Below are 13936 nucleotides of genomic sequence, written 5' to 3' on the forward strand. Positions count from 1 at the left end.
AGATATGCCAGTGCCCGAAGTCGCTTTTTGTGGGCTTAAATGCGGCGCTCATGCGCCGTTACGGTGCGGTCGATGTGGCTCGCTGCCCTTTTGCAGAGCTTTGGACGTCGCGAAGAGGTGTCGCGATAGTTTAGATCGCCGCCGCGACCACCCTGCTCCCGTGCTCAGCGGAGGCGGAGTCGGGCGTGGCGAGATTCATCACGGCTCCGGCGACGATGGCCGTCGCGGCGAGGGCGCGGAAACCGGAACGGAGGGGATGCTTGGCGAACATATCAATCCAATGAATTCGAGGAGACGTGAGCCAAGACTAACCAGGTGGCGAGCGAGGCTCTAATCGATTCTGTCCCCGGCGCCGATTGATGCTCTCTATGTGGGAGCACAGTAAGACGCTTGAATTTGCGATACAGCTCGCGAACTCGCGCGCGACTCCCACACCATCGTAAGATGACTCATTCTCCGGCCAGAAGGACTCGCCGATGCCCACGCTGAGCAATCATCTCCAGTTCGCGCTCGTGGCGCTCGCCATGGTGCTCACACCGGGACCGAACATGATTTATCTGGTCTCACGCGCGATTTGCCAGGGGCGCATGGCCGGATTGATCTCGCTTGGGGGCATCGCACTGGGCTTCGTGGTTTATCTGCTCTGCGCGGCGGCAGGTATCACTGCGATCTTCCTGTCGGTGCCGCTCGCGTACGATGCGCTTCGCATCGCCGGCGCGATCTATTTACTGTATCTGGCGTGGCAGGCGGTCAAGCCGGGTGGCCGGTCGCCGTTTCAGGTGCGGGATCTGCCCGAGGACAGTCCGCGTCGATTGTTCGGCATGGGCCTCTTCACCAGCTTGCTTAATCCGAAGATTGCGATTCTCTATGTGTCCCTGCTGCCTCAATTCATTCAGCCCGAGCACGGCAGTGTGTGGGTTCAGTCGCTGGTGCTGGGGCTCACGCAAATCACGATCAGTGTGAGCGTCAACGCAATGATCGTTTTCATGGCAGGCAGCGTCGCTCTCTTCTTTGCTTCGCGACCGTCATGGCAGGTGATCCAGCGATGGCTGATGGGCACTGTGCTGGCCGGGCTTGCCGTGAGAATGGCCGTCGAATCCCGACGCTAGTGCGTGCACACCTTCGGGCGCGCAAAGTCCACGTGCTTGAAGATGAGCAGCTTGCGCTCCCAGAAGCTCGCGTGGGTGAACGCGCCCAGTGAGTGAGCGGTCGCCTTCTCGTAGCGAACGCCATTCAGTTCGTAGGTGACCCACTGCTCGGGCTTCTTTCTCAGACGCTCCTTGAGCGAGAACATCACCAGGCCCTGGTTTCGATCCGCGAAGTGCTGCAGGTCAGGGTCCGAGGACGCCTTGATCATCGCGACGTCGCTCTGGTACGGAAACAGCGCCAGCGGCTGCGTGATCACCAGATGATTCGACACACCCGCCTCCGTGTGCAGATTGCTGAACATGGCGATGGACGCCTCCGTGCGCAGCCCGAGATAAGGCGCCGTGCATACGATAAATAGCGTCGCCGGCACGGCATACAGCCACATCGGCCGCTGCGGCCCGACCGTTCCACGCCATGGCAGATGATTGATGGCCGCATCCGCCAGCAACAGCATGGTCAAGCCACCGTACACGACCCACATCAGCACCCACACCGATTGGTAAGCGTGCGAGGGCGGAATGCTCGCCTGGCGGCTGAATACCGAAAGAACGCCGACCAGCGTCACCGCGCCGCCAATTACGACACCAAACGGCAATGCCTGACCCAGCAGGCCGAAGCGGTCGCGCAGTAGCCGGAACAATCGCGCGCAGCTGTCGTAGAACCGTTCGCTGACTTCACGCGGCACAGACAGGATATAGAGCGCCAGCACCAAGCTCGAGAAATCCATGTACCACGAGTACACGGAGATCGGGATCACGAAATGAAACATCAGCGCCAGCAGCAGGCCGACCGCGAACCAGCGCTTCCAATACAGCGAGACGATGGCGATCGCCTCGACGATGAACGTGCTCCAGATGGCGAGATACTTGCCGGTGAGGCTGTTCTGCAAGCCGAAGCCATCGGCCAGCGGCATGTACAACGCAACGGCGCAGCTGACCCGTGGATCGAGAAAGTCCGAGTTGATCTTGTGGAAGATGCCGTAGAAATACATGACGGCCAGCAGCGCCCGCGCTACTACACGCATGTTCTCGTAGATGTTTTCTCGCATCTGCGCCGAGTTGCCATAGCGCAGGACGGCATGTGCACAGATCGCGAGAATGCCTGCGTTCATGAACGCGGCGATCATTTTGTTGTTGCCGGCGACGGGCATGGCGATGGCGTAGCGCGTCGCCATCACGCCTGCCAGAAGCACCAGCAGAGGGGTCCAACGCGGACGCCAGATCAACAGGAGTGCGACCGAGATCGCGGCCCAGCTCATGAGTCCGAGCAACGGACCGTCGCGGAATAGCAGCATGCCGCGATCGCCGGCGAGGCTGAAAATAGCCGCGGCGGCCCACACGGGCGAAAACGCAATCAAGCCATCGGCAGAGACCCGTTCCGTCGCTTCACTCATCGATGGGCGCAACTGACGCCAGAAATTGTCCCAGAACCCGTGAACGGAACGATCCGCTTGAGCGCTCATGCTCCTGTGTCCCCTCCTCTACCCTATGTTTGTTTCTGATCGAGCGCTGTTTTGAAGTGGGCCGAGTGTGCCAGCGGCCTTGCCTCGGCGCCACCTGTCACCAACCAGCGCCACCGCGCCGCGCACGGAAGACTGAAGCGAAAAGCGTGCCGTCGTGTAAATACGGCATATGCGCAGTGCTAATGAATGTCACATCCCGTTGAAGTACTATCGGTGCGAGTTCAACAGGTACCGAAGGCATGCTCACACGCCGTAAATTGGCGCTTTATTTTCTTGCCGCCCTGGCGCTCGCCGGTGCGTACGACGCTTTGCGCAACCTGCCCGTGCTGAGCGGTTGTAATTTCTACTCCGAGTGCCCGGACAATTCTTCCTCCGCCACCGGCAGGCGCACCGACTGATGGAACCGTCGGCCAACTGGCTGCTCTACGATGGCGAGTGCCCCTTCTGCTCGCGTTACGTCGTTCATGTCCGCCTGCGCGCAGCGGTGGGGCCAGTGATGCTGGCGAATGCACGCGAGCATCCGGCACTGGTCGAAGAAGTGCGACGGCTCGGTCATGACGTGGACGAAGGCATGGTGCTGAAGCTGAACGGTCGCTACTACCATGGCGCCGATTGCATCCATGCGCTGGCGCTGCTGACGACGTCGGCCGGCTGGTTCAATCGGATCAACTCAATCGTGTTTCGCTCGCGGGCCTTTTCGCGCTTCGCCTATCCCATCCTGCGCGCGGGGAGAAACTTCACCTTGAAGCTGCTCGGCCGGTCGCGACTGGATCCCTCGCCCGCTTCCCACGACGGCTGACTTCAGCGGATCGCTGCCGACAATTCCAATCCCGGCACATTGTGGAGCTTGCCGATCTCCTGGTTGGTGATCGCCACGAACTCTCGCGCGGCTGGCGAGAGGTGGTGCCAATGCCGGAACGCCCAGCCGATGGCGACGGACGGCAGATCGGTGATCGGCACCGCCTTTACCGAGCCGCTGCGCTCGAAGTTATAGGCGTGCACGGCCGGCACGATGGCCTGCCCCAGGCCCAGCTCGACGAACAGCTTCGCGGTGTCGAAATCGTCGAATACAACTTCGGCCTTCAGCTCCACGCCGCGTTGTGCGGCGGCCTGTTCGATGGCGCTGTGATGGGTCGTGCCACCAGCCAGCCCCAGGTAACGAATGCCCTTGAGATCCTGCAACCGCAACTTGCGCCGACGCGACAACTCATCGTCCTTGGTCGTCAGAAGAAACATGCGCTGCTTGGCGATGGTCTTCTCGTTGATGCCGCGCGCCGGCTCGCCAGTTGTGACAAAACCCAGATCCGCTTGATTGAGCCGCAGGATCTCGAAACAGCGTCGGGTCGAGCTGGCTGGCAGAAATCGCAGGTTGACGCCGGGGTGTTCTTTTCTGAATCTCACTACCGCATGACGCATGAAGTGACGCACAGTGGTGCCGCCGGTGGTGATGGTCAGCGTATCGGACTCGCCGTGCTGTAACGCTCGCACCCGTTGCAGCCCGACCTCGATCGCATCCAGTCCTTCCAGCGCGAAGTCCTTGAGGATCTTGCCGGCGGCAGTCGGCTGCACGCCGCGGGCATGCCGTTCGAACAATCGAATGCCGAGCTCGGCTTCCAGCCGTGCGATGTGCTGACTGATGGAGCTCTGGGTTCGCTGCAGCTCGCGCGCCAGGGAGCTCATGCTGCCGGCCTCGCAGGCCGCGACCAGGATGCGGAGATCTTCGAGTGTCATGCAGCCATATAAGCATTTCCTTGGGTCGATGCAAAGAACCTTAGCGTTGACTAATGTCCGGGCAAATGGAATTGTGACCGCGCCGAGACTGGGGAGCACGCTGTGAAAGGCCAAAGACTTTCGACCAACGACATCGTCACGATGAAACGCCGTGGCGAGCGCATCGCCATGCTGACCGCCTACGACTACACGTCGGCGCAGATGGTCGATGCCGCCGGGGTCCACGTGATCCTGGTCGGCGACACCGTGGGCATGGTCGTGCAAGGCCAGGACACGACGCTCCCGGTCACGCTGGACCAGATCGTCTATCACTCCCAGATGGTCGCTCGCGGCGCGCAGCGGGCGCTGCTGGTCGGCGATATGCCCTTCATGACCTACCAGGTGAACGTCGAGGACGCGTTACGCAATTCGGCGCGCCTGATGACCGAAGGCAAGGTCGGTGCCGTGAAGATCGAAGGTGGCGTGGCGATCGCGCCGACCATCGAGCGGCTGGTCAATGTCGGCATCCCGGTGTGCGGCCATCTTGGCTTTACGCCCCAATCCACGCACGCGATGGGTGGTCCTCGCATTCAAGGCAAGGAGCCCTCCGCGGCTGCCTCGCTGGTCGCCGATGCCAAGGCGCTCGAAGCCGCCGGCGCGTTTGCGATCGTGCTCGAGCTCGTGCCTGCGTCCGTGGCTCAAGAGATTTCCCAGCGCGTGTCGATTCCGACGATCGGCATCGGCGCCGGGCCGCACTGTGACGGCGAGGTCCAGGTGTTTCATGACCTGTTCGGGCTGTACACGGACTTCAAGCCGCGTCATACCCGCCGCTATCTGAACGTGGCGCAGGACGTAGTCACGGCCGCCCGGCAATTCGTCAGGGATGTGTCGGAAGGAACGTTCCCGGGCGCGGAGCAAACCTCGGACATCGGCCCGGAAGCCAAGGAACGCTTCCGAGCCTTGTTGACCGCTTGAAAATCGCCTATCGCACGAGCTCCTTGCCCTCCCATACCTTGCGCTCGGGCGCACGCGGGTCGTTCACGACTTTCGACTGGGTATCGAAAACCATCGTGGCGCGGCTCTGGGCATCGTAGGTCGGCCAGTTCGGCAGGCCGGCATGATTCGGATTGCCGGTGCGCGCGAAGGCAATCCACGCCTCGCTCATCGCATCTTCGACGGCCTTCGCGCCCGGCCGCGCCGTTGGGCTCGCTGTCGCGTTGCTGAACACGAATGCGATTTCGGAGCCATGCGCGGCTTTCAACGGCGACGCCTCGAAGTCGAAGCTATACACATACACGGGCGAGACTTTCGAGGCGACGTCAGCGAGCCGCACTGTGCCGATGTGAAAACGATTGCTGCGAATCGCGACCATCAGATCCCACGGAGATGCTTGCGGTCGAGACTGCTTGTAGGCCGCGATCAGAGCATCCGTATTCACGCCGTAGTCACGCTGCAGGTCCTCACGGAGCTGTGCTTCGGTCATCTTGCCGAACAATGGATGCTCGCGTGCGTAGATCGAGTATTCGTCCTTGTTCGAGCCGACCATCACCGGGATGCCTCGCGCGCTTGCCGCGGCTTCGGGGTCGAACATGTTGGCGGGCAAATAGCTGCCATCAACGACCGGGCCGAAGTCCGGGATCGTGCGGCCCGTGGTTGTCACTGCGGCGAGCAGCTCATCCATGGGGACAGCCTGCAACTCGGCGACTGTTTTGACGCCCAGTTTCTGCATCACGGTCTGTGCGTTCCTGGTGGCCATGTCGGCAGCCATGCCTCGCCCACGTGCGCCGCTTTGAATGATGCCTCGCTGGAAGAGTCCTTTCGCTGACGGCACACCCAGCAGTGTCGACACCTTCACGCCACCGCCCGACTCGCCGAAGATCGTCACGTTGCCCGAATCGCCGCCGAAGGCTGCGATGTTGTCTCGGACCCATTCGAGCGCGAGTTGCATGTCCTGCACGCCCGTGTTGCCCGATGTAGCGAACTCTTGGCCCCCGGCCTCGGCAATATGCAGGTAACCGAACACATTCAAGCGATGATTGATGGTCACGACCACCACATCGCCACGCTTCGCGAGCCTCGCGCCGTCGTAAAGAGGCTCGGAGCCTGCGCCCGCATAGAAGCCGCGACCGTGCAGCCACACCATCACCGGACGTTTGGCGTTGCCGGCGATGGCCGGCGTCCAGACGTTCAGCACCAGGCAGTCTTCGCTGGGTGACAGCAGCTCGCCCGGCGTCGTCGTGCGACGGCCCGGGTCACCCGCCTGCGGACAGATCGAGCCAAATTTCACCGCGTCCTTCACGCCCTCCCACTTTGCGACGCGCTTCGGCGCTTTGAACCGCGCGGCGCCGGCAGTGGACTGGCCGTAGTGCACGCCTTTGAAAACATACACAGCGGGATCTTGCAGTTGAGCGCCCCGCAGGCGCCCTTCCTTGGTCGCAACGATCGGCTCATCCGCGTGGGCAGTGGTGAAACACAGCCAGGCGCTCGCGAACATCGCGAGCCAACGCCAGGTTCTCATGGGCCAGTCCTCTTATGAATTCGATAGCTTCAATGCCGATTGCATGGCCGCGCGTCGCGGCCCGAACGGGTCGTTCACGATGGCGCTGGAATCGTTGAGCACCAGGGTCGCGCGCTGTGCGGCCGTGTACGGTGTCCATTTCGGCAACTTCGAGGTATTCGGATCGCCGGTGCGCGCGAACGCGATCCATGCATCGGCCATCTTGTCCGCCAGCGCCGCGGCACGTGGGCCGCCGCCGGTGAACCTCGACGACCGCTCGGTGTTGTCGAACACGAAAGCGATCTCCAGGGCGTGGGGCGATTTCAATCGCCCGCCTTGTACAGGGGTTTCCCAGGTGAAGTAGTAACAATGCACCGGCGCTTTGCCGAGCGCTGCGCGCCGCTCCGCGATCGTCATCAGCGGCGCGCAGTAACGCTGATCGCTGATCATCAAAAAGAACAATTCGGAGGGCGTGGCGCTCGGCTCCGCCTTGCGATAAGCCGCGAGCACGGACTCGGCTTGATCCCCGAGCAAACCCTTGGCGCGGGTTTGTAAGCCCGCCTCATCGAGCTTGAAGGCCGCCATATCGCCCGCGAGCTGCAGCGTCATCTCCGTGCGATTGGTGCCGATGATCAAGGGCACGTCCGCCATCAATGCCGATGCCTGCGGATGAAACGGATGCTGCGGCAGGACCTTGCCATCCACGACCGGGGCGAAACCATTGGTCGTGTGGGACAGGCGATGCTTGCGGCTGGCGGCATAGAACGCGCCGATCATCTTGTCGACCGGCACTTCCTGCAGCCTGCGAAAATCAGTCCGCGAGATCTGCAACTCTGCGAGCAACGCCTCCGTCGACTTGGCCGCGTCCTCCTGTGAGACGACCTTGATCGTCGGCCCACTTTGATTGACCGCGGCGTGAAACAATCCTTTTGCGTCCGGCATCGCGAGCAAGGTGCCGACTTTGCGGCCACCGCCGGACTCGCCGAAGATCATCACCCGATTCGGATCGCCGCCGAAGCTTTCGATGTTGTCGCGGACCCAGCGCAGCGCCTGAACGATATCCAGCATGCCGACGTTGCCGGTGTTCGCGAACTCCGCACCGCCAATGCCGGCCAGATACGTGAAGCCCATGACGTTCAATCGATGATTGATCGTGACGACCACCACATCGCCGCGCTTGGCGAGATTGGCGCCGTCATAGCCGGGCGAGGATCCAGAGCCCGCCGAGAAGCCGCCGCCATGAATCCAGAACATCACCGGACGCTTGCCGCCGTCTCGCAAGCCTCGCGTCCATACGTTGAGGACCAGGCAATCTTCGCTTTCCGGACGATCGCTCAGTTCGCCAATCAAGGCCGCTGGGCCACCGGTCGCGGGTTCTCTGCCGGGCTCTCTTTGCGGAGTACTCGGGCCGTAGTCGAGCGCATCGCGCACGCCCTTCCAAGCCATCGGCGGCTGAGGGGGCATGAAGCGATTGCGCCCGCCCGTCGGCGCGCCGTAAGGCACGCCCTTGAAGATGTGCACGCCTTCTCGAGTGAGGCCTTTGATTTTGCCGGCGGTCGTTTCGGCGACAGGATCCGTTGTGGCGAACGCCCGGGCAGTTTGTAACAGCCCGACGGTTACCGCCGCGCCCACACCGCTCGCAATGATTTCACGCCGCGAGTACTTGCCGGCCATAGTCCCCCTCGATCATGCATTCGTTAGTGTGCGACCATACTAACCCTGCGCACCGGCCTGGCCAGTGCTGACAATGTAAAGAAAAGTGTCCTGACTCCAGATATGGCCCTGCCCAAACGCGCGATCGCTGCCAGCTTCCTGCCGGATCGATATCGTTACTGGTACTCGCTGAGCAAACTCGCGATGGATCCGCTGTACGAAGCAATGCCCGGCGCTTTCGACGACGAGCGCGAGCCGCTACTGGATCTGGGATGCGGAATTGGCCTGCTATTGCACTGCCTGCGAGCCGGCGGCTGCAACCTGCCTTATGTCGGTGTCGACACGGACGCCATGAAGATCGACGCCGCCCGGGACGCCTCGGCACGGGGCGGGATCACCGACGCGAACTTTCAGGTATGTGACTTGAGCGTGCAGTTCCCGAAGCATCACGGCAGTGTCGCATTGCTGGACGTCCTTCAGTATCTGCCGCAACAAGCACAGGGGACGTTGCTGGCGCAGGCCGCTCAGTGCGTCAGCAAACAAGGCAAGCTGGTGATCCGCACGGGACTGGCCGACGGCACGTGGCGAAGCGCGATGACGCGAGCCACCGATCGCTTCGGTCATCTGGTCGGCTGGATGAAAACATCCTTCAAGGCGCAGCCCTCGGCGCAGGAACTGCGCGCGGTTCTGCAACGACACGGCCTGCAGGCGGAGTTCAAGCCGCTGTGGGGGCGTACGCCATTCAACAATTGGCTGGTGATCGCGCGGCGCTCAGCGAGCGCCGCGGCTTGAGAGATCGCATCAAGGATAGATTTCGATTTCCTTGATGCCGTAGTTGCGTGCGCTCGTGCCCCGTTGGGTCGCGAACACCCGAATGAATCGTCCTGTTCCAGTCAACCCGCGAACATCGTCGACGCCACCGTCGCCTGCCGTGGTTTTATAGAGATTGGCCCACGTGTTGGTGCTTACCTGCGTTTGAATCGTGTATTCGGACGCGTACGCCGCGTCCCAGATGACACGCACACGTGAGATGGAATAACGCTGGCCGAGATCCACGTAGATCCATTGCTTGTCGGCGCCGCCCGGCGCGCTATGCCAGCTGGTCGAGGTGCTGGCATCGGTGACTTTGGCAGCGCTGTACGTGCTGCTCTCGGTCGAGCTCGGATAGGCCTTGCGTCCCTTCGCGAGATTGCTCGGCGATTGTGCCGCCGCCATGATCGTGCCGAAGCTCTTCCAGCCCGCAGCTTCGAGCGGCCGCTCGTCGCTCAGGAATGTCAGCCGGTCCGTGCCCGAAGCTTGCGGCCAGATTTCGACGACTTCCAAGTCCAGGCCTCGGCCCACCGCGGCGGCCAGACGCTCGCCGAGATAGATCGGATAATCGCCTTCGTCGACGGGGCCGCCGCCGGAGCGCGTCACACCGAAGTTGCCGGTGCCGGTCTCGGACAGCGCAAAACGTTTGCTACGAGCCAACGCGAATTCGATGGCGGCCGGCAAGCCCCAACCGCGCGTCGGGTTCCAATAGTCCGCTGCCGGGTAGTCCCAGATCACGCGACGATTCGCCGCGTTCGCAAGCCAGTCCGCGAGAGTGACATTCTGACCGCTCGTCCAGTCGTGATAGGCGGTCTTGTCACGCGAGCGTGTCGGGTTCCAGATCGGGCTGTAGTGAGTGGGCGCGACGATGTCGACATAGGCATCGCCCGGATAGCTGCTCTCCTCGCTCAACCCGTAGTTCGCGTACGAGGCCGATGGGCTCCACAGGGTCTCGATGACCATGCCATTGGCGTTCGCATAGGCATGCGCCAGATTGGCGACGTGACGCCAGGCCGCGATGTAAGCAGTGCGAGTCGCCTCGCTGCGCACCTGCCAGCCATACCAGTTGCCGTTCTGTTCCCAGCCGATGCGCAAATAAAACTTGCGAAAGCCGGTGTTCCTGAATACGTCGAAAATTGCCGGCCAGACGCGATAACGGCCTGCGCCATCGGCGTCGTACTTGCCTGCGGCGATGTCGTTCATCATCGCCACGGCCGCCGCTTCGCTGTACTTGCCGCGATCCGGATCGTCCGCCGGCAGATTGAGCTGATACGCCGTGGGATCGTCGGTGAGGCCGACGCTGACGATGGGAATCAGGGTGGGCCGTCCCTCGGCGTCGAGCCGATTCAGATAGTCCACCGAGCACAGGTCCGCCAGATTGCCGGCGGCCCAGGCGGCGTTATTGCGCCATTTGGGATCGTACGTGCCGGCGCTCCAGATCGGCTCGCGATAATCGACGAACACATTGGTGGAATTCGGGATCTGCTGCACCTTGCTGACGAAGGTGCGATAGGCAGGCGCCGCGGTTGCGGGCGTTGCCTCACCGACAAAAAAACCGAGCTTGTCGAACTGCTGCGCGTGAGCCGCCGCCACCGCGCCCATCGACATCCACAAAGCCAGCAACCGTGCCGCTACTCTCAAGGTCATCTCCTTCAGTGCCAGCCCGCGACTCATTCGCGGGTCCATTGCCTGTCCACACAGGATCGGCACTACGAAGGCAGTTTTTGATGAGCGCGACTGCCAAAGTCACGCCGGCAAAGCCGGGCAATGCGGATTCAGAGTTTTCCTTGCGTGTCCTAAGGGCGGCGACGCGTGCACCATGAGCGTGCGTCAAGTCTCCGGAGTCGCAGCTTCCGTCGATTCAGCGGCGGCGGTCTTCTTCGCGTGCTCTTCCATCCACACGCGCAACGATTTGGGCCGCATGTCGGTCCAGACTTTGCCGACATAGTCGAGGCAGGTTTTTTTATCGCCCGCGACGCCGCAGTCGGTCCAGCCGCGAGGAATGTCCATGCCGTCCAGCCACAGGGAATATTGCTCTTCCTCGTTGACCAGCACGCGGAACTTGCCGTTCTCGTCGTCAAACCCACCAGCCATGGCGCGCTCCTTCAGTAGTCAGTGCGATAAGCGGCGCGATGCTAACGGGAGTCGCGGCTCATGGCCGCTGCGAATGTTTGAGCAGTCGAGCGACGCAGCGAGCTCACAGGCGAGAACCTGCGAATTCGCTGCGTCGAGAGGGCTTTTCTCGCGATGCGAGGTGGCGTGCGACTGTTACACGTCTGGCATGGATTGTTGGGAACGTTGGATTACTTGATCCCGGCGATGCCGAGATTGATCCAACCGTGATCGTGGCCGCGAACCTGCGAGCGCTGCAGACGTTCGACATTCCGGCAGCCGGCCCGCTTCAACGCCTGCTCGAGATAGCGATAGGAGAACACGGCCAGGTGCCAGTTGGGATGTCCCAGCGTACCGACCCCATCGCCGTACGAAAAGATGCGCCCCGAGGCCCAGCGACACGGGTCCTTCTCATCGTTGAAACGATACCAGCCGTCCTGCTCGTAGTCGGGCGAGTGGCGCTCCTCCGCATCGACGAAGGCTTTGCAGATCTTCAAGCCGTCCGGGACCCAGATCTCCAGCCGTCCCTCCGGCGCGACGATGCGCACCCATTCCGCCAGCACCTCCTCGGTGCGGTACCAGGGGATGTGCTCCAGGATGTGACTGGCATAGACCACGTCGAACGTGCCGTCGCGAAAAGGCAAACGTTTGGCGGCGTCCCACAGGAAATCGACGTTCGAGGCGGGAATGACATTGAGCGTCTCGAAGCCGGCGATGCGTTCCTCGCCCGGACCGATTTCGAGCTTGCGATGTGTTCTGGAGCGTCGCACCAGCAGGTGCGCGGGCGTCAACACCAGTTTGTGGAGCGCCGTGAGCGGCAGATTGACGATGCGTTGACCGGCGAAGAAGGCGCGTTTAGCGGCGGGACGAAAACGAGGCGGGACGAGCGACTGCAGAGCGTTCAAAGCTTTCTCCGCTGTGAATAACTTTCATGACGACAGCCCCCGCCGCCGTACGTAGTGTACAGCAATCGGTCCGCTTGGAAATAACGCGAGGTGGATAGCTGCGTGTCTCGATCTGCATACGTGCGCAGGCAATTCTTGACGGTCGCAGCGCGACGGTGCGCTACGATAGCCGCCTCCTCGTTCGGTCGGTGCCCGAGCTCATGCGAACACTAACGATGGCGGCTGTGCTCGCCGGGTGCCTGCTTCAGGCGGCTTGCGGCGATCGATCGCCGGCGTCGCCAAAATCAGTCACCGATGCGGTGTCGTTCGATACTTCCGTCGATACGCGACAGTTGATGAACTGGATGATCGACCCGAGCTCCAAAGCGGTGTTCGGCGCCGTCGCGACCATCATCACCGAGCAGGGAGAGCAGAACGTGCAGCCCCACACCGATGAAGAGTGGAATCGCGTTCGTAACAATGCGGTCATGGTGCTCGAGGCTGGCAACCTGCTGATGCTCGAAGGACGCGCCCGCCCATCGTCGGTTCAGGATGTCGCCGATTGGAATGCGAAAGCCCGGGCCATGAGTGCGGCTGCTCGAACCGCCATCGAGGCGACCGACGTCAAAGATCCCGAAGCGTTGTTCGCCGCTTCCGGGGACATCTATCAGACCTGCACCGACTGTCATGAGAAGTACATATTCACCGCGCCGCCAGATGGTCGGCAGTAAACATCTGATCCTTGCGCTCATCGGCTGTCTGCTCGGCAGCCAGGCACTGGCGCATGGCGTCGCGCCCGAGGATCAAGCGCTGCTGCGGAATGCCAGCGGCCCGCAACTGCTGACATTCATGTATCTCGGCGCCAAGCACATGGTCACCGGCTATGACCATTTGCTGTTCCTGTTCGGCGTGATCTTCTTTTTGTATCGACTCAAGGAAGTGGTTGCCTATGTCACGCTGTTCGCGATCGGTCACAGCGTCACGTTGCTGTTCGGGGTGTTGAGCGGCCTCAAGGTCGATCCTTATTTGATCGACGCCATCATCGGCTTCTCGGTGGTCTACAAGGCGCTCGACAATCTCGGTGCGTTTCAGCGGTGGTTCGGCATACAGCCTAATAACAAGGCCGCCGTGCTGGTGTTCGGTTTCTTCCATGGCTTCGGCCTCGCGACCAAGCTGCAGGATCTGTCCCTGTCGGCCGATGGGCTGGTGCCGAACATGCTGGCCTTCAACGTCGGCGTGGAGATCGGGCAGGTGCTCGCGCTCAGCGCCATCCTGATCGTGATGACCTGCTGGCGCAGGGTGCCTTCATTCACGCGACATGCGACGGCGGCGAATGTGCTGTTGATGGCGGCCGGTTTCGGGCTCGTGGCCTTTCAGCTGAACGGTTATTTCGTCAACGACGCACAGGCCAGCACCGAAGCCCGCGTCATGCATGCACATCCTCGCAAGCCTCGCACGGTGCGCATCGAGATCAATGTGCAGCCTCGCGAAGAGCTCGAATACAAAGCTGAGCTCGCAGCGGGCGAACCCTTGCTGTATTCGTGGACCACGCAGGGCGCCGGCCCGGTGTACTACGAGTTCCACGGCGAGCCGACCGAGGGCGAATGGCCCAAGGACTACTATCGCAGCTATGAAACCGTGGAGAGCAGCCAGACGGCG

14 protein-coding genes and 1 pseudogene are annotated in these 13936 nt (G+C 62.0%); 7 read left to right on the top strand and 8 right to left on the bottom strand.

Going from position 1 to position 13936, the window contains the following annotated elements; genetic code table 11:
• Positions 1-130: 130 nt before the first annotated feature.
• Entirely contained in the window at positions 131-271 is a 141-nt protein-coding gene (locus GYH35_RS08240; protein ID WP_161828137.1) for a hypothetical protein, read from the bottom strand.
• A gap of 205 nt (positions 272-476) precedes the next feature.
• Here GYH35_RS08240 and GYH35_RS08245 point away from each other — a divergent pair, with 205 nt between their 5' ends.
• Positions 477-1109 carry a LysE family translocator gene (locus tag GYH35_RS08245; RefSeq protein ID WP_161815025.1) on the top strand — a complete coding sequence of 211 codons (633 nt, stop codon included), beginning with the start codon at positions 477-479 and terminating at the stop codon, positions 1107-1109.
• On the opposite strand, the gene GYH35_RS08250 is transcribed toward GYH35_RS08245, so the two are convergent.
• On the bottom strand, positions 1106-2611 hold the full coding sequence (locus tag GYH35_RS08250) for a thiol-disulfide oxidoreductase (RefSeq protein WP_161828138.1): 1506 nt from the start codon (positions 2609-2611) through the stop codon (positions 1106-1108). The two genes, GYH35_RS08245 and GYH35_RS08250, sit on opposite strands and share 4 nt — an antisense overlap.
• 239 nt (positions 2612-2850) lie before the next feature.
• Between GYH35_RS08250 and GYH35_RS08255 the strand changes: the two genes are divergently transcribed.
• Complete coding sequence (locus GYH35_RS08255; protein ID WP_161815023.1) at positions 2851-3009, top strand: hypothetical protein; 159 nt, start codon at positions 2851-2853, stop codon at positions 3007-3009.
• Positions 3009-3410, top strand: a complete 402-nt coding sequence (locus GYH35_RS08260) for a DCC1-like thiol-disulfide oxidoreductase family protein (RefSeq protein ID WP_161815022.1) — start codon at positions 3009-3011, stop codon at positions 3408-3410. Before GYH35_RS08255 ends, GYH35_RS08260 begins: the two co-directional genes overlap by 1 nt.
• A gap of 2 nt (positions 3411-3412) precedes the next feature.
• Here GYH35_RS08260 and GYH35_RS08265 read toward each other — a convergent pair whose 3' ends face one another.
• On the bottom strand, positions 3413-4342 hold the full coding sequence (locus tag GYH35_RS08265; protein ID WP_161828139.1) for a LysR family transcriptional regulator: 930 nt from the start codon (positions 4340-4342) through the stop codon (positions 3413-3415).
• 102 nt (positions 4343-4444) lie between these two features.
• Between GYH35_RS08265 and panB the strand changes: the two genes are divergently transcribed.
• The gene (gene panB, locus GYH35_RS08270; protein WP_202624164.1) at positions 4445-5296 is read left to right on the top strand and encodes a 3-methyl-2-oxobutanoate hydroxymethyltransferase; all 852 of its coding nucleotides are present in this window, start codon (positions 4445-4447) and stop codon (positions 5294-5296) included.
• Between the two features lie 7 nt (positions 5297-5303).
• Here panB and GYH35_RS08275 read toward each other — a convergent pair whose 3' ends face one another.
• Positions 5304-6839 (bottom strand): carboxylesterase/lipase family protein, encoded by a 1536-nt coding sequence (locus GYH35_RS08275; RefSeq protein ID WP_161828140.1) that lies wholly within the window; start codon positions 6837-6839, stop codon positions 5304-5306.
• Between the two features lie 12 nt (positions 6840-6851).
• Entirely contained in the window at positions 6852-8492 is a 1641-nt protein-coding gene (locus GYH35_RS08280) for a carboxylesterase/lipase family protein (protein WP_161828141.1), read from the bottom strand.
• A 102-nt stretch (positions 8493-8594) separates the two neighbouring features.
• Between GYH35_RS08280 and GYH35_RS08285 the strand changes: the two genes are divergently transcribed.
• Positions 8595-9263 (top strand): class I SAM-dependent methyltransferase, encoded by a 669-nt coding sequence (locus tag GYH35_RS08285; RefSeq protein WP_161815018.1) that lies wholly within the window; start codon positions 8595-8597, stop codon positions 9261-9263.
• Between the two features lie 9 nt (positions 9264-9272).
• Here GYH35_RS08285 and GYH35_RS08290 read toward each other — a convergent pair whose 3' ends face one another.
• From GYH35_RS08290 to GYH35_RS08300, 3 genes are all read right to left on the bottom strand, one after another.
• A complete protein-coding gene (locus GYH35_RS08290; protein ID WP_161828142.1) occupies positions 9273-10955 on the bottom strand; it encodes a galactose-binding domain-containing protein in 1683 nt (560 codons plus the stop codon).
• Between the two features lie 156 nt (positions 10956-11111).
• Complete coding sequence (locus tag GYH35_RS08295; RefSeq protein ID WP_129648496.1) at positions 11112-11375, bottom strand: MbtH family protein; 264 nt, start codon at positions 11373-11375, stop codon at positions 11112-11114.
• A gap of 209 nt (positions 11376-11584) precedes the next feature.
• Complete coding sequence (locus GYH35_RS08300) at positions 11585-12298, bottom strand: class I SAM-dependent methyltransferase (RefSeq protein ID WP_161828143.1); 714 nt, start codon at positions 12296-12298, stop codon at positions 11585-11587.
• Between the two features lie 200 nt (positions 12299-12498).
• On the opposite strand from GYH35_RS08300, the gene GYH35_RS08305 reads away from it, so the two are divergent.
• Together GYH35_RS08305 and GYH35_RS35255 are read left to right on the top strand one after the other, a co-directional pair.
• Positions 12499-13008 (top strand): cytochrome c, encoded by a 510-nt coding sequence (locus GYH35_RS08305; protein ID WP_161828144.1) that lies wholly within the window; start codon positions 12499-12501, stop codon positions 13006-13008.
• A pseudogene (locus tag GYH35_RS35255) lies at positions 12995-13675 on the top strand (HupE/UreJ family protein); the annotation flags it as partial. The gene GYH35_RS08305 and the pseudogene GYH35_RS35255, both read left to right, overlap by 14 nt.
• Positions 13676-13936 lie beyond the last annotated feature (261 nt).

The organism is Steroidobacter agaridevorans, assembly GCF_009932555.1.
Taxonomy (GTDB): Bacteria; Pseudomonadota; Gammaproteobacteria; order Steroidobacterales; family Steroidobacteraceae; genus Steroidobacter; species Steroidobacter agaridevorans.